The following is a 26147-nucleotide window of genomic DNA, read 5'->3' on the forward strand; positions in this document are numbered from 1 at the left end:
GCAATTCCGGCTAAAAATTGTCCTATTCCAGTGATTTTGTCTAAAAATGTTTCATATTTTTTAGTACTATATATACCCCATAATACTAAGAGTACTCCAAAAAGTATAAATGATAGTTTTAAAATCATCTTATAATTACCTCTGCCTATTATATTTTTCTATGTATGTATTTCTTATACCTTTATTATTACATTGAAATAATAGTTGTACTATCTAATAACCTTACATAAAGATGACAGTTTTGTAAGATTTCTTTCATAAGTAAAAAAATAAACTTTTTGGTATTATTAACGTCTGTGTCCCTTGTCATCAAACGTCCATGTTTTACCATCCATTTGAACAGTGGTATTTTGGTGAATTGATCCATCCTCTTTAGCATAATACCTAAAATATCCATATTGACCATGATGCGTTTCATAATCACCATTGAACCATCCTATCTTGGCTGCTCCAGAATCATCGAAGCGATACCATTTACCATCTATTTCTTGCCACCCTGTCTGCTTTACGCCTTTATCATCATAATGGTATATCTTACCATTCGCTTTCTCAAACCCTGTCATCATAGCTTGTCCGTCATTATTAAAATAATATCTTTTTCCTTCAATGGTTTCATGACCATCTAAAGTATAGTGTATGCCATCTTTAAAGCGGTATTTTTTTCCGTCAATTTCCTTCCAACCAGAATAGGAATCCCCTTCTTCTAAGCTGTAATATACGATTGCAGCCTGCTTCTCTGTATCAAATCCAGGTAAAAAGATTTTAGATACTCCTGTTTTTCTAATAGAGCCGTCTCTCTCAAATACTAGTCGTTTCCCGTCAAGATTAACACGAGTAATAGTATCTAGTGCTTTCCCATTCAAATCAGAAGCCTTCTCAAGTACACCTTTGTCAGAAAAATGAAGAATAACATTTTGATCTTCTAGGCGTATTTCATTTGTATTTGCCAGGTAATTTTGGAAATAATAAATTTTACCTTCGATTTCTCGTAGACCTTCTTTAATGAACGCTCCAGAAGCATCAGAATAGCTTTGATCTCTCCACGCTGATCGTTGCAAGACACCTTTATTATCAAAGTGGTATTGCTTCCCATCAATCTCATGATTGCCATTAGAGCCACTTGTCGATAATACTTGTCTAGTATCTGGATGAAAATAATATGTTTTACCATCGATTTCTTTCCAACCTTTTAAGAAGACACCATCAGAACCTGCATAATAATAATCTGCACCCTGGTCTATCCAAGTGTTCTTTAGCACATTTCCAGAGGAGTCTTTTGCAGCCGTTGGGAAATTTTCTCCATCCTTATATTCGAATTCTATCCCTTCATATTTCTGCTTCTCATTTCCTTTACCTGGATACCATTCTCTTAACCAGTTGTGAACTTCATTGTTAGTTTTTGCAGTAAAAGAAAGGTCATCATTACCACTATCTGGACTATGGAATAATTGTGAGCTAAGGCCAGCAATTAAAGGTACACCATTCTTGTTTACCAAATGGAACTGAACTTTATTGTCATGAGATTTATTGTCAATCATGACCAGTTCAAGCACTTCATCATCACCAATCACATCTGAATATTGAAGCGCATTTTCTTCTTTTCCCGAAAGATATTTCGAGCTTTTTTAACGATTACTTTATTTGTCCCCTTTTTATAAGGAATAATTTGATAAGGGTTACCATCATTTAGTATGCTATATACCGATGTAATAGGTGTCTCTAGGATTTGAGCGGTATCTGCTAAAATATTACTTGATCGTTTATTAAAATCTGCAAGAGCTTCAGGATTATTCGTAACATAATTAGAAAGAGTTTCTCTATTTGTTGGTTTTGAAGTCAATGTTGCTAACTTTTTTTGTTCTTCTGTTAAATAAGAAAAGCGGTCCACTCCTAACCCTTTAAAACCGTCAAGAGAATTTGCTCCAAATTTTTTCTTGTAAAATTCATTAACAAGAATGCTGTTTTGACCAGATGTTTTTTCTACATATAAGGTAATTTCTTGATTAAGCGCAACGCCAGTTCTACCTTCATCCAATTGTGCTTGTGTAATATAAAGAAGATTGTATTCTGCAGCAGATTTTGCATACGGCTCTAGATCTACGATTGTACCTGCTTCTGTAATCTGAAGTTGCTGCCCCGAACTTAAGTTGTGAATCCCACTTTTCCCATTCGGATAGAGAACTTTAATCGATTTAGTAAAATTCCCATCATCTTTCGTATGATGCACAGAAATATTAAATTCCCCCGATTTAAAGTTAGGAGCTCTGTAAGATACATTCTCTGCATATGGACCCGCGTAATTAGTTAGGTCAGCACCCCCCCACCTCTTCGCCAACTGCTTCATAAATATCTTTCGCTGCTCCTAATGAAGTAATAGTCACGTCCAGCACTTTAGCTATAAACCCTGCACTTATTTTTGCGCTTGCCTGGTTCTCTGCAACAGGAGCTACAGAAAAAAGAATACCTAATGCCGCTGTGGCAGGAATCACCTTTTTTCCAAATCCACTTATTTTAAATGTTTTTTTCATTTTTGTTTTCCTTCCTTAGTAAGATTTAGATTTCTTAAACACAATACTGTAAAATAATAAGCACCGAGAAATTATCATAACTTCTTTTTGTCTTTTCATTCATCACGTTGTTCTTCACTCTTTGTTTATACCTTTTATTACCGACTTATCTAAAATAGGTGCCGGGAAATTCATTTTATTTTAAATATCTTTCATCTCCCTTTCATAAAGGTTACAAAAGTCTTTCAACGGTTGTGTTACATTACGTAAACTGTAATAAATAGAAATATTAAACATTAATAAGTGGGAGAAAATATAATAAATTAGAAGTATTTATGGAGAAGAACAACATAAATACCCCGCTTTTTTTAAGAGGATCAGGACATCTGAGCGCGTTTGAGAGCTTTTTCTGCCACATGCGAGGGTTAAAACAAAGAAAGAACTTGAGTTCAAGTCATCTCTTCTTCTGCATATCAAAAACTTATATGTAAAAAAATGAAAATGGATTTATATAGGTAAGAGGTAACAAAATAACATAACAATATAATAATATACAAAACAAAAATTTTATTCATTACACTAAAAATGACATAGAATATGAATTCCATGTCATTTTTCAAAGTGATTTTGAAAATAAGGGGGAAAGGGGTTGCTCAAACTTATTTTTCTAGCACATCTGAGCAAATTAATTTTAAATCATATGTTTTAATTGCACTTGTTGAGGTAAATGAAACTATAAAACATAAGATTATACTGTACATTGCTTATACTTTTTACTTCTGAGTTAAAATAAAATCAACTTTGCTTTATTCATCTTATTATATATCCCTTTCAATTTGCTTTCATAAATGTTACAAAAGTCTTGCAATCATCTTATTTCTTTGCTGATGTAACGGGAAGAGTAAACCAAAATTCACTCCCCTGTTTAGCGTCTGAACGATCTCGTACACCAATTTCGCCTTTGTGCATTTCAATTAATGATTGTGCAATGGCTAATCCAAGTCCAGATCCCCCAGATTGTGAGCTTCTTGATGAATCTGTTCTAAAAAAGCGTTCAAATATGCGCAGTTGATCACTATAAGCAATGCCTTCTCCTTCATCACGTACAATGAATTGAACGTGATGCTTCTGCTTATTTCCCTCTACAATTAACTCAATCGTTCCAGCCATTGGAGAATATCGAATTGCATTATGTAACAAATTACTGATAACCCGTGCTATCTTACAAGACATAATCCAGAGCTTAGGCAATGTATCAGAAACTTGTAATTGCAAATGGATCTGTTTTTCTTCTAATAAAATAGACTGTGAATCTAGTACTTCTAATAGAATACGATCCATATGTGTGAAACTTGGATAAAAATCTTCTTGTCCCAGTTCTAACTTAGAAAGATCAATACGTGTATTCGATTTGATACGTGAGATATAATAGGGGTCATCATATCACTATCAACTTAAGAGATTTTAATAACTATAAGTACAAAAAACGGTATCCTGTCTAATAATCTAGCTTGCTTAGAAAGAATAACGTTTTTACTTTTTAGGATCGTGAATATTCTTAAGTTGATGGGCATGGTATTGTGACCCCTAAAGAGGAATCCTGTTTGCTCAAACTTTATGTCAAAGCTACATTTAGATAAACATAAAACCGTAGAAATGATTAATTTCTACGGTTTTTATTGCATTAATTTAAAATTCTTTCGTAGTGGCCCCCTCATACCTCAAATCGTTTCCGTACCCCTTTCGCTTTCGCAGATGCGCTCATACCAGCTGCTACTCCACCGATGGATTGGTCGGATAATACAATTTCAAATGAAATATTTGCTGTATGATTATGGTTTATTCAGTAGGATGTACATGGACTCTACTGATTATTAATAACATCCACAGTGATACATCACTACTATTTTCTTTTATTAATCATCATCTCTAGCATGATCTTATCCATATTCGATGAACCTTCATTTCCTAATCGGCAAAAGTTCTCAATTGTTTTATCAACATCTGCTTCGATAAATCCATCTGTAGCAGAGATACACATTCCTTGTGAGGCTAACAGTGCAGATTGTACAGCTGCACTTGAACAAGTTGCTACCTTCATCGCACATCCTGCTTTTGCTCCGTCACAAATCATCCCTGTCACATTTCCAAGTGTATTTTGGATTGCATACTTTATCTTTTCAATATCTCCACCTAATAAATACGTAATAGCAGCCGATGCACTTGCACCAGCAACTGTTACACCACAAAGTGCAGACAAACGTCCAAACTGATTTTTAATGTAAATCGCTAATAAATGACTTAACGTAACAGCACGAATTAGCTCTTCTTCCGAAGCATTTAATTTCTCACCTGCGGCTACTACAGGCATCGTTACGGCAATCCCTTGATTACCACTTCCTGAGTTAGCCATTACTGGCATTGTCGAACCGGCCATGCGTGCATCTGAACCAGCAGCTGCTAATGCCATCGCATGAGTTGTTAAATCATCTGATAAAATTCCTTTCAATACATTTGCCTTTAATGTTTTTCCAACTTGTAAGCCATATTCATTCAACAAACCATCTAATGCCACATTACGATTCAGTTCAATACTCTTTTTTACAAGTACCAATTCCTTTACATCTACAGTCGTAACAAATTCATATATTTCTGGAATCGTTAGTTCATCACGTTCTTCTTCAGAAGTGGCAAAGTGTGTATTTCCACATCCATTCTTATAAACAAGCTCCCCATTCGCTTCTACTAATGCGATAAATGTGTGATTATCCTGAATAATAGCCCTTGCATATCCCTCGTCTGTCGTGAACTTCACTTCAATGTATAGCTTTTTAGACGTATCTGCTAATTCTACAGACACTTTCCCCGCTTCTACTAAAGAGATTGCTTGTTCTTCATCTTCTTCTGAGATTCCGGCTAACACTTCTAAATCTTTTTTGCTATCTCCTGCTAACACCCCTAAAGCAGCAACAAAGTCAATTCCAGTAGCCTTCATTCCTGGTATACCAACCGCCATTGCATTTTTAATGACATTTGTACTTGCAAGTACTTCAATTGACTGTATGTCGCCCTTCATATAATCTCTTGCAGTAGCTGCGGCTAACGCAATCGACACTGGCTCTGTACACCCTAAAGCAACGACTAATTCTTTCTCTAACACACGTAATATACTATTCTTGTTCACAAATTGCCCCCTATCTTTCAACCACCCATCATGTGAAATGATGAATAAGTTTTCGCAAAAATTAATTGTTTTCATCTTTAATCTTCTGTAAATAACGGTATATAGTTGGCTCAGATGTTTTTAACATTTTCGCCACCTCACATACTCCACCTTTTAATAGAAATGTTCCTTGGTCATGTAAATCACGTACAACATTCATCTTTTCTTTCGCTGACAGCCTCTCCGGAGGCACGTCAAATGTTTCCATCGTTTGAATAATAATTGTAGATAGAGCATCTTCCACTTTTCCATGCAATTGCTCAAATGCAAGTGTCTCTTCTTCCGCTTGTTTAGCTTCAAGATTAACCATCTCATCAGAAAATGATAAAAACTGATCCATCATCTCTTTTACCTTTGCATAATGTGCCACATCAGCATTTACACATAGAATCCCCACTAACTCTTTCTTATCATTCTTAATGAAAAAGCTAGAGGAGCGAAAGAACTTTCCATCCTTATTTACTGCTTTGTAATTAGCGATAAAATCACGCGTTAAATATGTTTTTTCTTGAAGTACCTTTAACACTAAGTTTGTAGGTGCGTCCCCGATCTTACGACCAGTTATATGCCCGTTCTCAATAGCAATGACAGAGCTTTCCGGCCTTGATAAATCGTGCAATACGACTTCACAATTTCTTCCCATTACCTTCGATAGAAATGTAACGAACGGATAGTATTGCTGTAATGATGTTTCGTTCTTCATCCTTCATTACTCCTATACTTCCTGTATTAAATTGTAATAATAAACTATCATTATAATTTATTATTGCAATTTAATAGTATCACAATATGTAAGCGCTCACAAAAAAAAAAAAAACGAACCCTTTTAATATTTTTTTCTATCCCTAGATATTCGCATTGCAAGCAAGCCTTTAAGGGGTACTGAAACGATTCAAGGAATGAGGGGCATTCTGGAAAATAAATATAAAACAAAGGGGCTAATTTTAAAATTCAACGTTTATATCCAAATTTTATTTATAAAGGAGTCTCGCCACATCCATCAACTTAAGAAGATTTACTACCCATTATTGTTAAAAACATTATTCCTTCTAGATTAATAAGAAGGGATAACACCCAAAAAGACACCCTCTCAGGTGTCTTTTCTCATTATAGAAATATCTTAAAATAGATATCTGGTGTCATATATTCAATTTAAAAGGCCTTTTGTTATATCATAACGCCATTATCGGCAAATTGATACCATTTTCCATTGATATTCTTCCATCCAGTAGCCATATATCCGGAGTTATCAAAGTAATACCAGTTACCTTCAATTTTTCTCCAATCCGTAGCCATAGAACCATCTTCTATGAAATAACGCCATACTGCATCAGCATCGGATTTACCAAAACTTATCCATCCTGTAGACATAACCCCTTCATAACCAAAGTAATATGTCTTTTCATTAATAGTTTTTAGCTTTAAAGACATACGTCCATCTTCATCTAAGTAATACCATTTCCCTTTATCTTGTATCCAGCCAGTTTTCATCGTGCCATCTTCATTTAGATAGTACCAATTATCTTCATCTTGTACCCAGCCTGTTTGCATCTTTCCAGCAACAAAGTAATACCAGCTTCCGTTATAGCTTAACCAGCCATTATAGCTAATACCCTCGTTATTAAAGTAGTACCACTCATTCTTAATTAAATTCCACCCAGTTGCCATGGATCCATCTTCAAAATAATAGCTAGCAGTGCGGTATTCTCCTATCCAACCTGTTTGCATTCTCCCATTACTATATCCACTTAAAAAATATGTCTTACCATTATATTTAAGATGACCTGTGTGTAGATTTCCGCCTTGGAGAACGTAATACCAACCTCCTTCATATTGAACCCATCCTTCATTAGTATGCAGTGCACCGTCTGCTCCTAATAAGTAAAATCTATTATTTCCATCTTCAATAGGACCCGTTTGCATTTTTCCGCTTGCATCAAAATAATACCATTTCCCTCCATCTTGTAGCCAACCTATTTTCTTCATACCTTTTTGATCATAGAAATACCATGTATCTCCCTCTTTTACCCAACCACTTTTTTGCATTGTCTGTTCTGCCTTTGCAGTGGTCTGTTTCACATTATCTTGTTTTTCAGCATGTGATACCGCAGGAACTACAAGCATTGCAGACATTAAAACTGGTAAAATAGCTTTCTTCATTTTCCATATCCCCCAAATAATGAATAATTTTAGTCTTTATTTCCATAAACAGAATTATATTATGATGTTTAAATATAATCAATATTTTTTGTAACAAAAATGAAATATTTTTTATCTAATAGAAATAAAATATATTAGATATTAATTTTATTCATTTTTTTGTTACATTGTTTTTAAACTTATTCTAAATGTACAGATGAAAAAGCATCACTAAAAGTGGACAATACACTTTTGGTGATGCCTGGGTTAAAAAACATTTCAGAAACCGGATATTGCATAAACGCTTCCTTATGTAACATTCATATGTTTCAACTTAAGTTAATTCTTTCTTTTTCTTATTATATTGTGAATAGGAATACAAGAAGAAAAGGAATGCAATGATAAAAATCCAAGGTGATAAAAAGCGAAGCATAGCAAATGGAGTTTCAAATAAAAAAGTACTCCAAAACGCTGTCCCTTCCTTTTCCCATAATCCCTCTGTTAAATAGCTCACTTTAGGATTGAATAAACGAATAAATGACGGACCGTTAAATAACACAATTGTGTACATAAAAGACATCATCGCACACGTAAACGAATAGTTCGATAATCGCTTGTAAAAAGCGACTCGAGACGTTTGATCAGAGAACATTTCATCACGCCCATCCTCTTCCTTTTGCCAATAGTGCATGCTACCGAAGCGACTACCATAAACATGCTCCCAGCCAAAGTCTTCATGTATTGCAACGTATTCATCGTATTTTTCCTTGCTCATATAATCTTGATAGTCAAGGCGCATTACTTTTTTGATATTTGTTTTTTTAAATGTATATACCCCAAACGGATTGACACTGGTACATGTATAGCCTTGAGCAAGCATATCGTTTAACCAAAATTGTTCGTTTAAAACATTTGTAAATAACTTAAATTTCTTCATCGAACTACCTCATTTCATAGAGTGATAATACATGTTGCAACCTTCTTTTTTCGATTCCTAAAATTTCTTCTCCAGTATGTGTAATCTGGTATATTTTACGTCTTCCTGTTTCACCTGTTACCGGTTCGATCCAACCTTGTTTACTCAAATTTTCGATTGCACCATAAAGAGTGCCAGCTGCTAAAATTACATTCCCTTGACTCATTCGTTCTATTTTTTGCATAATTGCATAGCCATGTAACGGCTCTCGTAACGCTAATAAGATATAATGCATCGTTTCGGATAACGGCAGTAATCTATGCTTCATTCATTCACCTCCTAGTATTAAGTCCAACTATACAGTTTAACTTAATAATCATTATATACAGTTCAACTATACATTTCAACTGAATAGTTGAACTACACAAAAAACATACACTGATTTTACTAAGTGTATGTTATAACTAGAATTCTTAATTACAGAATGGGGTAGCGTCAGGTTTATGCGGATTTACAACGTTAAGCGGAAAACCTAACGGGGCAGGTTAAGTTAGTAAGAGGATTAGATAAAACTGTGTCGAATATACTTTATTTGGTGAAATTGAAGTCTTGGAGGATACATTTTGAAGAAATATGAGATTAAAAATAACATTCCAACATTGGAAGAATACAAATATTTGTGTGACTCTGTGGGATGGACTAATTATATGAATTTTGAAGTGGTGGAAACATCACTTCAAAATTCTATTCACTGCATCACAGTCAATGATAATGATCAAATTGTGGGTATGGGGAGAATTGTTGGCGATGGGGCTATCTATTTCTATATTCAAGATATAGTGGTTCATCCAGACTATCAAAAGAATGGTATTGGAAAGGAAATAATGAATATTTTGGTTGAATACTTAAATCGGAATGCCCCAGATAAAGCGTTTATTGGTTTGTTTGCATCACAAGGTAAAAAATCATTCTATGAAAAATATGATTTTAAAGATTACTCACCCAACATGACGGGGATGTTTACTGTAATTTCAAAAAAATAGACATAATAAATTTAAAATTTTAGAAGAAGACATTAATCAACATAAAAGCCATTATTCTTCTAGTAGGGGTCACTATATCATTTCGGGAAAATTGTACGTTAATTAGAGTATTATAAAGAGAGGATTGTTCGTTCAATATAGAGACGAATATCCTCTCTTTTTATAGATGTTAGAAATATAAACAGTAGCTTACATATTTAGTCTAGTTCGTTTATTATGTAGCTACAACGCCGTCTCAAGAAGTTGGAAGGTGGGAACAAGCAATTACGTAAGCAATTAAAGGCTGCTTACGCAGATATTTATAAGCATATATAACTCACTCTTAGGGGCTAGTTTAGTATAGCTTCTTAAACTATTGAAGTAGCCCAGTTGAAAAATTAAACCAGTTCAGATATGGTAATATAAGGGTTAAAGGTACCCAACGCTAAGTTTAAAGGGGACGTCTAAATGTCAACGATAAGGATCGAGAAAGCATCTATTACGGATGCTGAAAAGTTAACAGAAATTAAGAAAAGAACTTTTGATGAAGAAGCAAAAAAATGGCTTCCAAATCAAGAGAATATAACTGACTATAATATTCAGCCACCAGGGTACTCTTCAATTGAAATGACTAAGTATATGATTAAGGAGTTAAATTACTTCAAGGTTATATACAACAAAACAATTGTGGGTGGAATTATTGTCACGATTTCCGGTAAATCTTTCGGAAGAATAGACCGTATTTTTGTAGACCCTGACTCTCAAGGTAAAGGCATAGGCTCAAAGGTCATAGATTTGATAGAAAAAGAGTTTCCGAATGTGCGGGCCTGGGATCTTGAAACATCTAGTAGACAGCTAAACAATCACTACTTTTATGAAAAAATGGGATATCAAGCAACCTTTAAAACCGAAGATGAATATTGTTATATAAAGAGAATAGAAACCCCATTAGGGATAGAAAAATCAGTTGAAAATGAGGACATTTCAGGTACTCAATATGAAAACTGTAATATGGCTAAAACGGAGTGTTATCAAGTAACTTTAGAGGGTAGTTCTTTTAGCAATAGTAACTTGATGAGCAGCCACATTAATAATTGTAATCTTAGTCATTCAAAGTTCCACAATATAAATTTTAGAAATACATTGTTTGCCGATCTAAATTTTTCTAATAGTGAAATGGCTTTGGTGACTTTAGATGGGGTTCGTTTCGTTGATACAAGTCTTGGAGATGAAGGTAATCCAATCACATTTGAAAGGTGTGACCTTAAAGGTAGTAAAATAAATAATAGTAACCTTAGGAACGTGGAAATACAGCAGAGTGATATAACGGGTATGAAAATAAATAACATTCCTGTGGAAGACCTTCTCGAACTATACTATCATGTGAATAAAAAGTAAACAATCAGTGATTCCCTTCAAAATTGGCTCTTTTAAATAATGGATTCATTTTTGAATGATGACCTCTAAATCAAAGGAGCTTACATATTAGATATGTCTAATATGTAAGCTCCTTTATTTTTCAAGGGTTCTCAGAATTTAGGTTGGTATGTCAACACGAAACTAGACAATTTTTTTAAGGTGTTCCTGCCTGTACTGAACAGGGCTCAAATAGCCTAGTGTGCCCTGGATTCTAACATTGTTAAACCAGTTTACGTAGTCGTTCAATTCTAAAATCAATTCTTCTAAACTTGCGAAATGACGATCGCGAACGAACTCTGTTTTAAGAAGATTAATTGTTATTTTTATAGTAGAAGATGGTAGCAGCTAATTCACCATTCTCAGATTTCGCATAGTTAGGAATCCGCCCAGCTTGAATATAACCTAATGAAGTATATAGTTTATTGGAAGGGTCTCCTTCTCTTGTATCAAGAACTAATAATGACCTATCCTTCTGTTTTGCTATTTCTTCAACCCTTTGCATAAGTAAACGACCAATACCATTACGTCGATAATTGGGGTGTGTCATTAATTTTGCGATTTCAGCTCTATGGCTTCCATTCTGCTTCGTCGATAATTGCAACTGTACACTTCCAACAATTTGATTGTTTGATTTAACAACAAATAAAATCACTTCGGGGCTAAGAATGGTTTCCCAGTACTTCTCTGCATCTACTTTTCCCATTGGTGGTAAAAATCCAATCGAAGCCCCATCTTCTACGACCTTTATTAAAAGTTCTGAAAGCTCATTAAGATGTTCTTCAATTAAAAATAATTGTTCAATTTTTACATCAATATCCAAGACAATCATCTCCATTTTAAATTAGCAGCTTAATAAAAATTAGGTGTATCTGTGTTGCCTATCTAATTTCATAAAATAACCATTCGGATATTTCTCCTCCCTATAACCAATTTTCAATATTTTTTTTATTCATACGAATAGGTAAGAGTTTGAAGTTATCGCTCCCTTTCCCCCTCGTTAGCACCGTACGTGCAACTTTCATCGCATACGGCGCCCCAACTAATCCAAATTTATTTGCTCATTGACACTTCTGATACTGTGTATCTTCAGATCCTCAATTCTTCCGTATTAATAAGTCGGTGCCTTTCATAAAAGGTGAACCTCTATTAGTCTCACAAAAACCTTATTAATCGATAAAGATTTGCCTTGCATGAACAAATAATCCTTCATTAGTCTAGTGGCTATCCCTCCATGTGGATTGGACATTTCATCGATACTGTGCCACCACTTTTACTGATATAAAGAGAAGTTATACATTCGCTAATCTCACAAATGCTTTCCAACTCAACGCTTCAAAGGGAGTAAGCCCTCCACGTTATCAGCTTACAACGTTGAATTATATCTATTATAGAACAAACGTAGGTGCTTCCTGTGAGCCTGTTAATCTTCATACGCCTGTAATGTATCATGGATTTTCATATTAGCTAGTTTTACTCATCCACTACTAACTTCACACAAGGTGAGATACACATTTCTATGTATTGCAGGTCTAGACCCGTACATTCGAAAGTTCGTCAGCAACCCCATTTCTTATTGTAAGGTGCATTGCATTCTCACTATATTTGTTCAACTCAAGCATCATAATTTACACCGCCCCTCGGGTAAGGTTTTCGTCAGCCGATACTGTTACGGTAAATTCTCACGCCTATTTGCCGAGCTTATAACACGAAACTTCTTACTCAATGTCGTGCTATTCGACGCAGAGAGAGCCTTTCAAGGCGTTACCCTATCATTCGACTCTTCGATATAATCCTTCCGTTTCATCAAGATGAAACGGTCTAGCCTTTACCAGAGTAATGTGACCATTCTCCATTTAAGCTAGAAACATTTCGCACAACTATCCTGCACCTTTAGTGAAATAACAGAGTGTAGTTAATTTTGGTACATCTTTTTTATAAACGGTTTAACTTTCTTTAAAATGGCATGACTTTTTTATAAACAGTACAACTTTGTTTTAAGTCGACATGTCACATCTTCTGCTAAAGTTCTCTTATTTTTAAATTCTTCCTGTTTTCACTGCTCTAGCCCAATCTAAGCGACCGTTTATTTCACTTTTGTTAATTGCTCCATCTTGATTATAAGGAATATGTAATTGCTCTATCATCCAATCATTTTCTTGTTTTGTAACAATTGTATAATTAGCAAATGGTGAACCTGATTCCATTTTATGATAGATTGGTAATTCATCTTCATAGGCGGGTAGCCCAACACTTCCTGGATTAATAATTATTTTATCATTTGGAAGATAAATGACTCTTGGTATATGTGTATGTGCACAAAAAATAAGCCTTTGTGGAATACCACTTACTAATTTCATAATATCTTCTGTCTTTTTAAGTACTGATCCGCTAGAGTTCATTTCCTCTAACAAATATATTTCATCACTTGTCGGTGTTCCATGACAAAAATAGAAATCATCGGTTTGTAAGAAATTAGGCAAATTAGAAATCCACGTTTTATGCTCATCCTCTAATAAATTCTGTACATATTGAACTGTTAAATTAGACGTATTAGGCTCTAATAAAATTCGATCGCAATTCCCTTTAATACTTTGAATATTTTGGTTCATTAAAAGATCATAGGTTTCCAGTGGAAATAAAGGACCATATAAGCTATCCCCCAAATTATAAATAGATTGAATCCCTCGGTTATTAATATCTGTTAGTACAGCTTGTAAGGCATCTTTATTTCCATGAATATCAGCCATTATTGCAATTTCCATACCAATCACCCCTTCAGAATTTATAGTTTCACTTTTATTTCATCATAAATATGAAAAGAATTCTGTCCTTACCTTATATAGAATGAATATTCATACTATTATTGTACATTAATTGAAAAAAGCCGACACTAAATATTTTTAGGATCGGCTCTTGCTATTAAACATCTTTATTTGTTTTTAAATGACTTTATTATTTTTTAAGCAACTTTATTGTCACTTATACTACCATCGATACCATACCTAGTTGAGCCACATTATTACAGATTTATTGATTTAGTTGAGATGGACTCACTTTTTGAACTTGAACAAGTATGTCAAACGATTTACCCAATGATATATCAACAGTTTTTGGTATGTCAGGGCCTTCGGTAGTTATTCCAGAAAAAATTGGATGTTGTTCGTTTAACCATATTTTTGTCACTCCGTTTGCCTTACGTAAATCAATAAAAAATTGTTCGTTTTTGACTTGTCCCAAGGTGTAGTTATAACTGTTTGGATCATCTGATTTTAATGTTCCATATGGGCCGAATTCATGGTTACTATTATAAACATTATATCGCCCTTCATAAACAGATGTTCCAATAGATACATACCGTTTTCCATAATGTTCTGCTAAATGTTTCCCAGCTAAAAGTAGTGGGATATTCCGTTGAATAGACATAGACTTTTTACAGTTCACAAAAATTTTGATAATCCTTTCATCTGTAATAACAGGTTGTTTTTTATGTAGAGAAATAAACGCCTATTCATAATGATGGTAGTAAAGCCCAGAATGATAACGCCGGTTAACACTATGTTATTATCGTGTAGATCTGCTCTATCTATTTTCATGTTAGAACCCTACAGAAAAACAATTAGTCAACTCAAGAACCAAAGAAAGACATCCTAGGGTGTTTTTTCTTTGGTTCTTTATAATCAATATAGATAAATATAGTAAAATATAATATAAAAGATGTAACGTTTAATAAATATAAAGAAGTTATGGCACTCGCAAAAATGCTTTTACTTTGGAGGAAAAAACTATGAACAGAAAGTTATTAATATCATTATCATGCAGCACATTATTGTTTGGATTATCAGCTTGTAGTTCACATGATAAAACTAACAGTGATACTAAAACCCAACAAGAAGATACTAAAGAAATAAAGAAGGATGAACCTAGAAAAAAGGAGCCTCAAAAAGAACTTTCCAACAAAGGAGAGTCTGCTAATGTATATATAATGGTAAGCTACGCCGAGTCACTAGATGTTATAGGTAATGAAGATGTAAAAGCACAGGGCATATTTAAAGCTTTAGAAGTCTACGTTATGAATCGTCAAGAGGAACCTATTACACTAAATAGCAAAAACTTTAAATTAATTGATGATCTAGGAAGAGAATATTACAGTTCTACTGAAGCTCAATTAGCACTTAAAGCTGTGAATAATGCTACATTTAAATTTGATACTCTTAATCCAGATTCAAGTTCGTTAGGAAAAATTGTATTCGATGTACCGAAATATGCTAAAGGATTAGTTTTACAATTTAATGGTGATATGTTGGATAAAGAGATTGATTTAAAAGTTGAATAGTCAAAAGAACTCGAAAAAGTGTTTTTTGAATGAAATACTGATTTAAATCATATTTCTCAAAAGTAAATGTAGATAAATATGGTAAAATGGTAATTGGATGGGAGTCCAATACATATTATTAAAATTAAAGTGGTTCAAGTCGGAGAAAGGCACCTTATGGTGTCTTTTCTTTATTTCTTAAAGGACCTGCTCATTCATCATTATAAAACATAAAGTAATGTAAACCCGTTAAAACACAAGAATGACCCAATGTTCTCCCCTCTTATCTAAAAGGAGGAACTGTTATGGGCTTTGGAGGTAGTTGCAGTAGTTTTGGTGGTGGATTCGCCTTAGTCGTTGTGCTCTTTATATTATTAATCATAGTTGGAGCTAGCTGCTTTTGCTGATTTACTTACTAGTAAAGAAAAGGCACTCATTGGAGTGTCTTTTCTTTATGAAAAAATCCCCACACAATGCGCAGGGGAAAGAGCAAACTGTTCAGTTGGATGAACATCTTCATCATAATGGCGTACCGCCCCATGCCCATCAACTTAAGAAAACAAATCCACCCCAAAACGAAAAAATGAGCTTTTTTATTACGAATTAGCACAAAATCTCGTTCTGGGGGTAGTTGTATTTTCTTAGCTTGATAGCGATGTGGTGCTACCGCTAATAGGAAAAACGAAAAAACTTTTTTAGGGAAAAAATCAAGATTACAACCAAATTTTTGCTAGTTGAGATACTCCTTTTATTATCTTTTCTTCACATAAATTACCCAATCCAAGTTGAATATGTGGATATCGTGGTATACATTTCGAGAAATATTTCGAGCAAGGATAAACTGCAATTCCGTATTCATATGCCCTTTCAATTAGCATTTTTTCACTCATTTTTGTTTTAACTTCAATAATAACGAAAATTCCGGAGCTACCACCTTTTATTTCAACATAATTCTTAAAGTGTTTTAGTAATTCCCTATTCAATAGATTCATTTTACGTTTATACAAAGCTTTCATCTTCCTTAAGTGTGAGTACCAATATCCTTCATCCATAAAGGTCGCCAGTGTTCGCTGATGAATAGATGAGGATGTTTGCTCAAGTAAAGGGAGTATCTTTTTATATTCACTTACTAGCCTCCTAGGTAAAACCATATAACTGACACGGATAGAAGGTAGCAGTGCTTTTGAAAAAGTTCCTAAATAAACCACCCTATCATTAGAATCTAAACTTTGAAGAGACGGTACAGGTTGATGGATGTATCGAAATTCACTATCGTAATCATCCTCAATAATATATCCTTCCACCCTTTTTGCCCATTGAATTAACTTTAATCTTTCATTGACGGGGATAGTCACTCCATATGGAAAGTGGTGAGTAGGAGTGACATATAAAAGTCTAGAAGGCGACTTTAAAAGGCGATCGACTTGGATGCCTTGTTCTTTTACCGGAATCGGATCAATGATAAATGACTGAAGAGCAAATAGTTCCCTTGCCACATCATAGCCAGGGTCTTCTACTGCCAGATAATGATAGTCTTGCTTTAGCAACAGCGACAAAAGTAATAACAAGTGTTGTGTGCTACTGCCAATAATAATCTGTTCAGCAGAAGTATTAACCCCTCTTGATTGAAACAAGTAATCTGCTAGTACCTTTCTTAATTTAATATCGCCTTGTTTTTCTCCGTATGAAAACATGCTAGAGTCTTTAACGATTTTGTTTGTAAGCATTCTCCATTTTTTCAAAGGGAAGTTCTCTTGATCCACTGTCCCAATCTTAAAGTCAATAGTTTTCATGTCAGTTTGATTTTTTTCATGATGCTGTTCTCTAATGGGTTCATAATTAAGCGTCTCATCCGATATAGTGGCCTCTACAAAAAATCCCTTTTTGTTCTCACTTCGAATATATCCTTCCGATTGCAATTGTTCATAGGCTACCTGAGTTGTGTTTCTGCTGACCTCTAATTGGAGAGCAAGTTGTCTAATCGATGGCAACTTTGTATTCCTTTCTAATTTACCAGATAAAATCTGGGTACGTATGTATTGATAAACTTGTTGGTACATAGGAGTGTTACTTTTTCGATTGATATTAAATATTAGTTCATTCATCATTGAAATACCTCATCTGTCATTTGTGTTTATTGTAAACTGTACCTTTTAGAAATGACAGTATAAATGAATAATGAATTTAGAAAAAATTTTGATCTGGGAGATAACTTATGACAATATTTATGTACATATTTTGTTTGATTGTATGGGGACTCAACTTTATTGCAGTAAAAATTCAAGGAACTCCTGTCAGCTTGGAATTATCCTTAACTTATCGTTTAGTTATGACAGCCTTTTTATTTTTGATTCTTGTTTGGTTCCTTCGACCAAGAGGGAGGCCAACAAGAAAAGATATCCCATTTGTAATAGTTTTTGGTGTATGTAACTTTGCATTAAGCTACTTATGCCTTTATTACGCCACAATTTTGAGTTCTGCAGCAATCGTAACATTGATTTTTTCATTAAAGGTGATTTTGACCCCGATTACTCTCCGGATTTTTTTAAAAGAAAAGTTACATTCACGCGTTTTGTTTGGGGGGATTTTGGGTGTATTAGGCGTATGTATTCTCATCTATCCGAATTTGAACAACTTTCAAGGGTCCAATGACATAAAAGGAATTATGGTTGCGATCTTAGGTACGCTTCTTACAGCAGTAGGTGATGCCAGCTCGGCACGAAATGCAAGTCACAAGGTGAATCCTATCTATGCAAATGCCATTGGATTTACAGTGGGCAGTATATTGATGGGAGTAATTGTATTATTTCAAGGACAAGAATTTATATTTCCAACATCGTTTTCATACTTATCTGTGTTGCTATATTTAACCCTGGTTGCTTCATTTGTAGCATGGTTATTCTATTTGAAGCTTGTAGAAAAAATTGGAGGAGCTCAAAGTGGCTATATGGTTGCACTTTTCCCGGTAATTGGAGGAATAGCTTCCGTTTTAATCGGCGAGTCAGATCCATCATTGTATTTGTTTGCTGGTTGCTTTTCTAGCTGTATTGGTGCTGCCATCGCATTAGGGTTTGGAACTCGGAAGCAAAATGCGAAATCACCTCTAAAAAGAGCTAATTAAGAAGGAATAAGTCTTGTGAACTTGAAAATAGAGCTCATTTATTTGGTTCTCAGGTTGTTGACCAAGAATGCATGAACACTTAAACAAATGGAATATAGACTATAGGGGTCACCATACATTACTATCAACCTAAGAGGAATTTGTATCCATAATTCATAGAAAGCGTTATTCTTTTTGTAGAAATATACAGAAAGGATGGCGTTTTTGTATGAATCTATCGATTCAAGATGAGTTTTATTTGTTCGCTAAAGAATTACAGCGATATCTATCTCCACATATTCTTCAACAACTTGCACAAGAGACAGGTTTTGTAAAACGAAAGAGTAAGTATGGCGCACGAGATTTGGCTCCTATTTATCCTAGTTCAGGAGGATGTGCACAAACAGCCGGTATTAAAATTCAGCTAGAGTATGATTTACATAGTGGAAAATTCCTCAATTTTCAAATGGAGCCAGGTGAAAATAATGATAAAACCTTTGGTACAGATTGTTTAGATACTTTATGCCCAGGAGATTTATGCATCCGGGATTTAGGTTGTTTTCACTTGAAAGATCTTCAACATATACAAGATAAAAAGGCTTATTATATCTCAGGTATCAAATCGAATACACGTATTTATCAAAAAAATCCTAACCCTGATTATTTTCAAGATGGCAGAATCAAGAAAGGTACAGAGTATATCCAGATAGATATGGAGGTTTTAATGAACTCTCTTCAACCAGGACAAACATGTGAAATATCCAATGCTTTTGTAGGAATGGTTGACTTACGCTGTTTCCATTCTTGATATACGGATATAAATCTATTATCAATCTCAATTTTCTTTCGACCAAATTTAATACCCTTAAAAAATCACTATTCTCCCATTTCTTCTAAACCGATGAGAGGGTAGTGATTTTGAAACTTCTTCACCTGTTCAATTGAAATTTCCCGTTATTTATTATGGATTCATCGTGATTTCAATTGCTGAAGCCCTATCATTCCAATCCGCAGCCATATTAGCAGTTTTACCATACCACTCATAATGTCTAAACATGACTCCTTGACCATATCCCTGAGATGAAGTATGCTCCCACAGCGTCGTTGAGTAGCTTGCAGAAGGTGACGCCGTACTTAAGGAGGAAATTCTGTCATTCCAGCCAGAAGATAAGTTTGTAAACCCACTGCTCCAATAAATATACTGTCCACCTTTATTTATATGCTCATAGAAATCCGTACTTTCAGGACCACTACCTAGAGGCTTTATTACATTTTTAAGTTGAGGCTGTATTACATTCTTAAATCTTTGCTTATCTTTTTTAATGAAAGCCTCCAAGGTTTCTCTGCTCGTAAAACCATACGCTAACCAATCTCCCTTGTTATTCTGTTTAGGCAAAACCATGGTTATTTTTATGTCTTCGTTAGATTTGTTATTCACTTTGGCCAGGGAATCCACACTCTGTTCATCTACAGTTAAATACTCGAACGATTTAATCGTGTAATCTTCTTCTGCACTTGCTGATACCGTTCCCAATCCTCCAGTTAATGCAAAACCAGCTGCTAATGCTCCTACTACTAACTTCTTGAACATACAACCATCCCCTTTTTGCTTAGATTTTTGGTACAACTAAAATATATGTTATTTTTAGAATAATATAAATGTTTAGAACTTTAGAAATAAAAAACGGAATATTCACTGTTTTTTATTTTAATTTTTAGAAAAGAATACATTATTGGGGTTTTATGGCATGCCCATTAAGTTAAAAGGTTCTGTTGCAAAGTTACCCAAAACATAGAGAATCTAGGATTGCATCGTTAAATGGTTATGCAACCATTAATAATTCCTGTCATTCATTATACGTTGAAAAACCGAAGTCTGAGCCAAGACTTCGGTTTCTTTTATATAGAGCATGAATGGTTTCGATTCCTTTTATCGTACGTGAAGCATGCCGAAGGTTTTGAAATCCTGCGGATTTGGCAAAACGCCTCTTGACATGCCTATGATCCTGTTCGACGAGATTGTTCAAATGTTTGATTGTACAATGAGTTGTATTTGAATAAAAACCTTGTTTTCTTAATTTCTTAAATGCGCAAAGTAATGCCGGCGCTTTGTCTGTTGTTAGAGCCGTTGGTTCGCCAAATGTTTTCACTAATCTTTTCATAAAGGTATAAGCAGCCCGATAATCCCGTTTTTACGAAGTTGAATATCCAATGTATGCCCGTCTTTATCTATTGCACGATATAAATAACACCATTTTCCTTTGACTTTTATATAGGTTTCATCTAGCTTCCAAGATAATTGGACGTTTTTATTTTTCTTCTTCCAAATTTGATAGATAAGGTTTCCATATTCATGAACCCAGCGCATGATAGTTGTTGGGTGAACTGAGATTCCACGTTCTTTTAAAATTTCAGAGACATCACGATAACTTAAAGAAAAACGACAGTAGTACAGGGCGGCTACCAAAATAATATCTTTCTTGAACTGTTTTCCTTTAAAATATCGCATTTATGTTTCTCCTTACTCTTTTTTTCTAGAGTGTGGTCTCATTTAGAAAACTTTGCAACAGAACCCTTGGTAGCCATTTGGTGAAACTTTTTTACAAATAATTCAACTATGTTTCAAACCAACAATATTTTCTCTTTTTACAAATTATAGTTAAAAAGTTAGGCTTCAAACTCTTTCCTTTAAAAGTTCATAAAAATGTTTTAATATGTTTAATTATGCTATTTCCTTATTCAAGAAATTAGTCTATAATTTTCTAAGGAATATTATGGGGATAGAGGAGTTTATGCAAGAATATGGAGATGAGAAAGTTACATTATTTAATTGAAAAAAGAAAAGAAGAATTAATTGAGCTTGTTAAACACTATGGTTTTTGTCATCCTAGGGTGCTAAAATTTAGCCAAGATCTAGATAAATTAATTATTCATATGATGAAGCAAAGTGAAATACGTGACATTATTACAAAAGCAAACAGTAATACATGTAAAAAATAAAAATTCTATAATTTTACCTCTTATATTTATACATCAATCTATACAGAACTTTTTTCATGAAATATTTATAAAATAAATATATTTCTAGATCCTTTTAACTGGTTCGGTTGAGGTGTAGGTACAAGCATTAAATAAGAACTGCATTCGTTAAAAATTAACAACGAAAATTAACATAACTAATAGCAAAAAAAGAAGCGGAAACCGCTCTTTTTTGTTCATTCTCTAAGCGTTAGCATAACAGGTGAGTAGTTCACGAGATGCTCACAATCTAATTTTATTTAAAAATGAAATCTTATTAAGTGTAAATAATGCATAATCTAAAGTTGTAGTTCTAATTAATATACAATCTGATTCACCACTTTGTGTTCCTATCTTTACTAACTTTTTCTTTTCAGGAACATAGTCATTATCTTCAATAATCTCAACAATGTCCTCTAACAGAATATTAATTTCTGCAGTTTGCCATTCAATTGTTAATTGTTCATGTGTCTTTGTTACCTTAATATCTTGCATATAACTCTATTACCTACCTATTAAATTTAAATTTCATTATAAATGAATGTAACGAAATTATATCAAAAAGTTATAAAAACAGCTACAATTTTTTATTCTTAAACAAAGCACCAAGATTCCTATTTGTTAATTAAAAAACCAGGGATTATTACCCCTGGTGTCTCAAAAAAATGTTTTAGACCATAGAAAAAAGGGTTCTGTTGCAAAGTTTTCGAAACTCAAGTACACTTTGGACACAACCACCATACCTTTTTAGTGTAGCTTTGAAATAAACTTTGGTCAAAAACAACTCGAAAACCTTCATTTTACAATACAGAAAATTCAAAAATCACCTGAGTAAACCTGTATATCGAATTAATAGTATCTTTTTTATAAAGAGTTTAATAATATATTATGGTTTCCATAAAATCCTTGGAAGATCCTTTATACCCTCTCCATCTATATATACAACATTCGTTTCAAATTTCACTTTTTGCCGTATTGCTTCTTTAAAATTTTTAAAATAGTTATCTACTGATTCTTCTGTAATACTAGATACGCCTTCATAATTATATAGGACAGCTTTTCTAACCTTTTCCGCCATCGCTTCATTAAATTGTTTTCCATCTTCACCTGTTAATTTACTCATTTTGTCTATATCTTTATCATAGAAGCCCACCTATTGTAAGTGATACTATCAAACTCATACCTACTAAATTTTTGGAATATAACATATTCTACTTCAACTCTTTTCTGTATAAATTATGAATTACAGTAATATGACACCATTATATCTCGGTGTTCTATAGCATATTTTATTTATATACAATTATTAAAATGTAAAAACCACAAAAACATCAAACCCTATTTTATTTCAAGGTGCGCCGTTATCTATAGCACTGGAATAAAGTTTAATTAAAATGACCCTACTAAATTCCTATGCAATACACAAAAAGAAACCATTTTGAAAGATCTTTTATCAAGACCTAAAATAAAAAAAGATAGATAAATTAAAGGACATTACATATTTTATATGACTAATATGTAATGTCCTTTCTTATTCAACAATAGCGCTCTTTAACAGAAGACTCGATTTCAAGATAATCTTAACAGACATTAATATCGATCTTCAGTTACTGCCCCCTTATATGTCCTAGTGACAGGGTTCTTACCATAGACCGCAAAGCACCATGATGTCAATGATTCTCCTAATTCGAATGCTCTTCTTTTATGATTTAAATGTAATGAATTATAGTATTTCTATATAACCTTCTGTTCCATTTACTCGAATACGTTGCCCATCTTTTATCAGCTTGGTGGCATTTTCAACACCGACAACGGCAGGTAAGCCATATTCACGTGCGATGACTGCTCCATGGGTCATCAGTCCGCCAACTTCAGTGACAAGTCCTTTTATGGATACAAACAATGGTGTCCAGCCAGGGTCAGTAAAGGAGGTGACTAATATATCTCCATCTTCTAAATCAGCATCTTCCATGTTTAAAATGACACGCGCTCGTCCCTCTATAACTCCGGAAGAAACAGACAGACCTAAAATCGCTTCGGCTGGGAGATTTTCTCGTTTGTACTCACCCGCAATAATTTCACCATCAGACGTGATAACACGTGGGGGAGTTAATTTTTTATATAATTTGTACTCGTCTTTTCGTTTGCTGATGATCTGGTAATCCAGTTTGTTTGTACGTACGACTTCGTGAAGTTCTTCAAAAGTGAGATAGTATATATCTTCTTTTTCGTGAATAACGCTGGCTTGCACGAGTTGTTCGGCTTCTTTCAGTAAAGCCTGCTTATAAATGAAGTAGCGATTAATCATGCCGTATTTTGGATATTCACGATAACCGATGAAATTCCGGATCAGGCTGATCATTCGTTTTGTCTCTTTGGCTTTTCGTTTACCATCCGGTAATTGCTTCAATCGATCTAATAACTCTTGTTCTTTTTTCAAAGCTTCCTGTCGCCCTTGCTCAAATTTCCGATTGCCAGAATTAGGATCAAATTCTTTGATGTTATTGAGAATCATGTGGACAAGTGTAGTTGGTTTTTCACTCCAACGAGTTTTAGTAATATCGATTTCTCCAGCACATCGCATTCCGTATTTGTTGAGATAAGCATAGATAGCGTCTTGGATTTCCTGTCCACCATCAAACTTAACCAGTTCATCCAAAAAGTTATCATCTTTTACATGTTGTAAATAATTGATTACTTCCGGATAAGGACGAATCACATCTGCAACATCCAATAGCGCCAGACCCATTTCTGAAGTAATATTGTTTGGTGCAGATAGAGAAAGCGTGTCTGCTACGTTTTTTTCACCTAACCACTTGTTCATTTTCTCATTGATCCATGATGAAGCATCCATAGCAGCCATAATTACACCCAAACTTTGTGGGTCAAATAAAATCGTCTTTAATTTCTGGATATCTTCTAGAATACAATCAAATAAATCTGATCCTGATTTCGTTTGGATGTCTTGTTTTAACTCTTCTATCGATGTTTGACTACTCTGAATCAAATCAGAAACGATTGTCGGATCGTTTTCGATTTGTGCTTGAAAACCCGAAGACGATATACCTTTATTGCTTTTACTAGAACTCGGTACTTTTTTACCATCTGGTGACGATTTTATAAAATCTTCTCGCTCTATTATAGTCATGAGTGCGTCTTTTATAAGCGGATCGGATTGCCCCAAGGTATCTATTATCGTTTTTCTACTGACAGGCGAAGCCAGATTATGCGTGATATCAACAAATAACCTTCCACCAGCTTTAAACCTGGGTCCAAAAGATGTTAACTGGAATAAAGACATTCCCAATGGTTTCAAGGGATCGGTCATCATTTGTTGGTGACCGACAGATACATAAACGTGATTTTCCTGATCATCTGCTTCAGGGACAGGGTATAAAATAGTGATGGGACGACTTTGCACGATATAAAATGTCTCGTCAGCCAGACACCATTCGATATCTTGTGGGCAACCAAAATAAGCTTCAATCTCTCTGCCTATGCGTGCGAGCTGTAAAATTTGTTGTTCAGTAAGTGTTTGCGTCTTTTGCCGATCAGGATCGATCTGCTGTGTCTCTGTTCCGCCTTCTTTTAGTCCATAGATGGCCAATTTTTTGGTTGCTATCATCTTATCGACGATTTTATCTTCTTGCACCTTATAGCAATCCGCAGATACCAAGCCGGAGACAAGAGCCTCTCCTAGTCCAAAGCTAGCATCGATCGATAGTAGCTTTCGATTGGAAGTAATCGGATCAGCAGTAAATAAAATTCCTGAAGCCTGTGGGAAAATCATCCGTTGAATGATAACGGATAGGTAAACCTGGCTGTGATCAAATCCGTTTTGGATTCGGTAAATTACTGCGCGATCAGTAAATAGGGAAGCCCAACATTTACTGATGTGTCGCAATATTGCATCTTTTCCGATGATATTTAAATAGGTGTCCTGTTGACCAGCAAAGGAGGCAAATGGAAGATCCTCGGCTGTAGCACTTGAACGAACAGCATATGCATGCTCGAAGCCAAAAGTTAAGAGACATCGATCGATATCTTCTTCGATCCCCTTCTCGATCTCGATCCCCTCAATCAGCTCACGAATCTTCCTGCTAATTTCACTAATTCTTTCTCGTTCGTCCACTTTTTGAACTGCTAGTTGATCCAGTAATTGATGAAGCTCCTCATTTTTCCCAACGACTCTTTTATATGCCTCAGTGGTAACACAAAATCCCTCTGGTACAAGTATTCCTTCAATCCTCGAACATTCGCCCAAATTCATCCCTTTGCCACCGACCACCATTTGTCTCGTTTTATCGATCTCACGAAACTCTAGTACATATGGTTTCATTTCTTTCCCTCCCATTTATCGCTCAATACCAAGACGAATCATATGACAAAAATTGTTCATCTGATCAACCAATTACGCTGTCCACTCGTTCTTGCTCCTCGCGAAGTTCCATGTTCATATCAAACACTCCTTTAAAAAAATAAAAATAGGGG

Annotated in this window: 21 protein-coding genes and 4 pseudogenes; 8 read left to right on the top strand and 17 right to left on the bottom strand. The window is 34.5% G+C overall.

Features of this window, described 5'->3' with window-relative positions:
* Positions 1-287: 287 nt before the first annotated feature.
* From NSQ40_RS18775 to NSQ40_RS18805, 7 genes and pseudogenes are all read right to left on the bottom strand, one after another.
* Positions 288-2528, bottom strand: a pseudogene (locus NSQ40_RS18775) (N-acetylmuramoyl-L-alanine amidase family protein).
* Positions 2529-3380: 852 nt separating this feature from the next.
* Positions 3381-3914 (bottom strand): annotated as a pseudogene (locus tag NSQ40_RS18780) (sensor histidine kinase); the annotation flags it as partial.
* A 496-nt stretch (positions 3915-4410) separates the two neighbouring features.
* Positions 4411-5691, bottom strand: coding sequence for an L-cysteine desulfidase family protein (locus NSQ40_RS18785; RefSeq protein ID WP_033797115.1), 1281 nt, complete (start codon positions 5689-5691; stop codon positions 4411-4413).
* A gap of 61 nt (positions 5692-5752) precedes the next feature.
* A complete protein-coding gene (locus NSQ40_RS18790; RefSeq protein ID WP_003202684.1) occupies positions 5753-6433 on the bottom strand; it encodes a helix-turn-helix transcriptional regulator in 681 nt (226 codons plus the stop codon).
* Positions 6434-6897: 464 nt separating this feature from the next.
* A complete protein-coding gene (locus NSQ40_RS18795; protein WP_098101411.1) occupies positions 6898-7890 on the bottom strand; it encodes a glucan-binding protein in 993 nt (330 codons plus the stop codon).
* Between the two features lie 313 nt (positions 7891-8203).
* Positions 8204-8806 (bottom strand): DUF2812 domain-containing protein, encoded by a 603-nt coding sequence (locus NSQ40_RS18800; RefSeq protein WP_003203117.1) that lies wholly within the window; start codon positions 8804-8806, stop codon positions 8204-8206.
* Between the two features lie 4 nt (positions 8807-8810).
* Positions 8811-9113 carry a PadR family transcriptional regulator gene (locus NSQ40_RS18805; RefSeq protein ID WP_018782267.1) on the bottom strand — a complete coding sequence of 101 codons (303 nt, stop codon included), beginning with the start codon at positions 9111-9113 and terminating at the stop codon, positions 8811-8813.
* Positions 9114-9408: 295 nt separating this feature from the next.
* On the opposite strand from NSQ40_RS18805, the gene NSQ40_RS18810 reads away from it, so the two are divergent.
* On the top strand, positions 9409-9828 hold the full coding sequence (locus tag NSQ40_RS18810) for a GNAT family N-acetyltransferase (RefSeq protein ID WP_003210015.1): 420 nt from the start codon (positions 9409-9411) through the stop codon (positions 9826-9828).
* 447 nt (positions 9829-10275) lie between these two features.
* The gene (locus NSQ40_RS18820) at positions 10276-11205 is read left to right on the top strand and encodes a GNAT family N-acetyltransferase (RefSeq protein WP_003210013.1); all 930 of its coding nucleotides are present in this window, start codon (positions 10276-10278) and stop codon (positions 11203-11205) included.
* A gap of 162 nt (positions 11206-11367) precedes the next feature.
* Here NSQ40_RS18820 and NSQ40_RS18825 read toward each other — a convergent pair whose 3' ends face one another.
* The 4 genes and pseudogenes from NSQ40_RS18825 to NSQ40_RS18840 all read right to left on the bottom strand — a co-directional run.
* Entirely contained in the window at positions 11368-11571 is a 204-nt protein-coding gene (locus tag NSQ40_RS18825; protein ID WP_080548478.1) for an IS3 family transposase, read from the bottom strand.
* A complete protein-coding gene (locus NSQ40_RS18830) occupies positions 11537-12055 on the bottom strand; it encodes a GNAT family N-acetyltransferase (protein ID WP_371388596.1) in 519 nt (172 codons plus the stop codon). Before NSQ40_RS18830 ends, NSQ40_RS18825 begins: the two co-directional genes overlap by 35 nt.
* A 1207-nt stretch (positions 12056-13262) precedes the next feature.
* A complete protein-coding gene (locus NSQ40_RS18835) occupies positions 13263-13988 on the bottom strand; it encodes a metallophosphoesterase family protein (protein WP_033796694.1) in 726 nt (241 codons plus the stop codon).
* Between the two features lie 265 nt (positions 13989-14253).
* Positions 14254-14619, bottom strand: a pseudogene (locus NSQ40_RS18840) (erythromycin esterase family protein); the annotation flags it as partial.
* Positions 14620-15010: 391 nt separating this feature from the next.
* Here NSQ40_RS18840 and NSQ40_RS18845 point away from each other — a divergent pair.
* The 3 genes from NSQ40_RS18845 to NSQ40_RS18855 all read left to right on the top strand — a co-directional run bounded on the left by NSQ40_RS18845 (position 15011) and on the right by NSQ40_RS18855 (position 16145).
* Positions 15011-15559, top strand: a complete 549-nt coding sequence (locus NSQ40_RS18845; RefSeq protein WP_003209650.1) for a DUF4352 domain-containing protein — start codon at positions 15011-15013, stop codon at positions 15557-15559.
* 284 nt (positions 15560-15843) lie between these two features.
* Positions 15844-15945: a YjcZ family sporulation protein gene (locus NSQ40_RS18850; RefSeq protein WP_018764670.1), complete on the top strand. Its 102-nt coding sequence runs from the start codon at positions 15844-15846 to the stop codon at positions 15943-15945.
* Between the two features lie 47 nt (positions 15946-15992).
* Positions 15993-16145 carry a hypothetical protein gene (locus NSQ40_RS18855; RefSeq protein ID WP_003203102.1) on the top strand — a complete coding sequence of 51 codons (153 nt, stop codon included), beginning with the start codon at positions 15993-15995 and terminating at the stop codon, positions 16143-16145.
* Between the two features lie 106 nt (positions 16146-16251).
* Here NSQ40_RS18855 and pdxR read toward each other — a convergent pair whose 3' ends face one another.
* Positions 16252-17643: a MocR-like pyridoxine biosynthesis transcription factor PdxR gene (pdxR, locus tag NSQ40_RS18860; protein WP_033797119.1), complete on the bottom strand. Its 1392-nt coding sequence runs from the start codon at positions 17641-17643 to the stop codon at positions 16252-16254.
* A 110-nt stretch (positions 17644-17753) separates the two neighbouring features.
* Here pdxR and NSQ40_RS18865 point away from each other — a divergent pair, with 110 nt between their 5' ends.
* Together NSQ40_RS18865 and NSQ40_RS18870 are read left to right on the top strand one after the other, a co-directional pair.
* Positions 17754-18659: a DMT family transporter gene (locus NSQ40_RS18865; protein WP_003203099.1), complete on the top strand. Its 906-nt coding sequence runs from the start codon at positions 17754-17756 to the stop codon at positions 18657-18659.
* A gap of 208 nt (positions 18660-18867) precedes the next feature.
* Positions 18868-19425 (top strand): annotated as a pseudogene (locus NSQ40_RS18870) (transposase); the annotation flags it as partial.
* A 174-nt stretch (positions 19426-19599) separates the two neighbouring features.
* On the opposite strand, the gene NSQ40_RS18875 reads toward NSQ40_RS18870, so the two are convergent.
* Together NSQ40_RS18875 and NSQ40_RS18880 are read right to left on the bottom strand one after the other, a co-directional pair.
* Positions 19600-20229 (bottom strand): hypothetical protein, encoded by a 630-nt coding sequence (locus tag NSQ40_RS18875; RefSeq protein ID WP_003203095.1) that lies wholly within the window; start codon positions 20227-20229, stop codon positions 19600-19602.
* 256 nt (positions 20230-20485) lie between these two features.
* Positions 20486-21147, bottom strand: a protein-coding gene (locus tag NSQ40_RS18880; RefSeq protein ID WP_224796043.1) for an IS6 family transposase whose coding sequence is annotated in 2 segments (ribosomal slippage) — positions 20486-20832 and positions 20832-21147 — 663 coding nt in all. Because the reading frame shifts where the segments join, the coding sequence is not laid out codon by codon here.
* 299 nt (positions 21148-21446) lie between these two features.
* On the opposite strand from NSQ40_RS18880, the gene NSQ40_RS18885 reads away from it, so the two are divergent.
* Positions 21447-21638, top strand: a complete 192-nt coding sequence (locus NSQ40_RS18885) for an aspartyl-phosphate phosphatase Spo0E family protein (RefSeq protein WP_239500230.1) — start codon at positions 21447-21449, stop codon at positions 21636-21638.
* Positions 21639-21899: 261 nt separating this feature from the next.
* On the opposite strand, the gene NSQ40_RS18890 is transcribed toward NSQ40_RS18885, so the two are convergent.
* The 3 genes from NSQ40_RS18890 to ppsA form a co-directional block, all read right to left on the bottom strand.
* Positions 21900-22151, bottom strand: coding sequence for a SunI/YnzG family protein (locus NSQ40_RS18890; protein WP_003203088.1), 252 nt, complete (start codon positions 22149-22151; stop codon positions 21900-21902).
* 391 nt (positions 22152-22542) lie between these two features.
* Entirely contained in the window at positions 22543-22779 is a 237-nt protein-coding gene (locus tag NSQ40_RS18895; protein ID WP_018764675.1) for a DUF5105 domain-containing protein, read from the bottom strand.
* Between the two features lie 600 nt (positions 22780-23379).
* Positions 23380-25995 (bottom strand): phosphoenolpyruvate synthase, encoded by a 2616-nt coding sequence (gene ppsA, locus NSQ40_RS18900; protein WP_258248246.1) that lies wholly within the window; start codon positions 25993-25995, stop codon positions 23380-23382.
* Positions 25996-26147: the final 152 nt, after the last annotated feature.

Source organism: Bacillus sp. FSL K6-6038 (assembly GCF_038050455.1).
GTDB classification, from domain to species: Bacteria; Bacillota; Bacilli; order Bacillales; family Bacillaceae_G; genus Bacillus_A; species Bacillus_A pseudomycoides.

Bases quoted from the DNA above. Each gene is read 5' to 3' on its own strand.
- NSQ40_RS18835 (WP_033796694.1), bottom strand. From the start codon at position 13,988: ATGGAAATTGCAATAATGGCTGATATTCATGGAAATAAAGATGCCTTA.
- pdxR (WP_033797119.1), bottom strand. From the start codon at position 17,643: ATGAATGAACTAATATTTAATATCAATCGAAAAAGTAACACTCCTATG.
- NSQ40_RS18885 (WP_239500230.1), top strand. From the start codon at position 21,447: ATGAGAAAGTTACATTATTTAATTGAAAAAAGAAAAGAAGAATTAATT.
- NSQ40_RS18850 (WP_018764670.1), top strand. From the start codon at position 15,844: ATGGGCTTTGGAGGTAGTTGCAGTAGTTTTGGTGGTGGATTCGCCTTA.
- NSQ40_RS18830 (WP_371388596.1), bottom strand. From the start codon at position 12,055: ATGATTGTCTTGGATATTGATGTAAAAATTGAACAATTATTTTTAATT.
- NSQ40_RS18855 (WP_003203102.1), top strand. From the start codon at position 15,993: ATGAAAAAATCCCCACACAATGCGCAGGGGAAAGAGCAAACTGTTCAG.
- NSQ40_RS18805 (WP_018782267.1), bottom strand. From the start codon at position 9,113: ATGAAGCATAGATTACTGCCGTTATCCGAAACGATGCATTATATCTTA.
- NSQ40_RS18865 (WP_003203099.1), top strand. From the start codon at position 17,754: ATGACAATATTTATGTACATATTTTGTTTGATTGTATGGGGACTCAAC.
- ppsA (WP_258248246.1), bottom strand. From the start codon at position 25,995: ATGAAACCATATGTACTAGAGTTTCGTGAGATCGATAAAACGAGACAA.
- NSQ40_RS18890 (WP_003203088.1), bottom strand. From the start codon at position 22,151: ATGCAAGATATTAAGGTAACAAAGACACATGAACAATTAACAATTGAA.
- NSQ40_RS18895 (WP_018764675.1), bottom strand. From the start codon at position 22,779: ATGAGTAAATTAACAGGTGAAGATGGAAAACAATTTAATGAAGCGATG.
- NSQ40_RS18845 (WP_003209650.1), top strand. From the start codon at position 15,011: ATGAACAGAAAGTTATTAATATCATTATCATGCAGCACATTATTGTTT.
- NSQ40_RS18875 (WP_003203095.1), bottom strand. From the start codon at position 20,229: ATGTTCAAGAAGTTAGTAGTAGGAGCATTAGCAGCTGGTTTTGCATTA.
- NSQ40_RS18820 (WP_003210013.1), top strand. From the start codon at position 10,276: ATGTCAACGATAAGGATCGAGAAAGCATCTATTACGGATGCTGAAAAG.
- NSQ40_RS18800 (WP_003203117.1), bottom strand. From the start codon at position 8,806: ATGAAGAAATTTAAGTTATTTACAAATGTTTTAAACGAACAATTTTGG.
- NSQ40_RS18795 (WP_098101411.1), bottom strand. From the start codon at position 7,890: ATGAAGAAAGCTATTTTACCAGTTTTAATGTCTGCAATGCTTGTAGTT.
- NSQ40_RS18790 (WP_003202684.1), bottom strand. From the start codon at position 6,433: ATGAAGAACGAAACATCATTACAGCAATACTATCCGTTCGTTACATTT.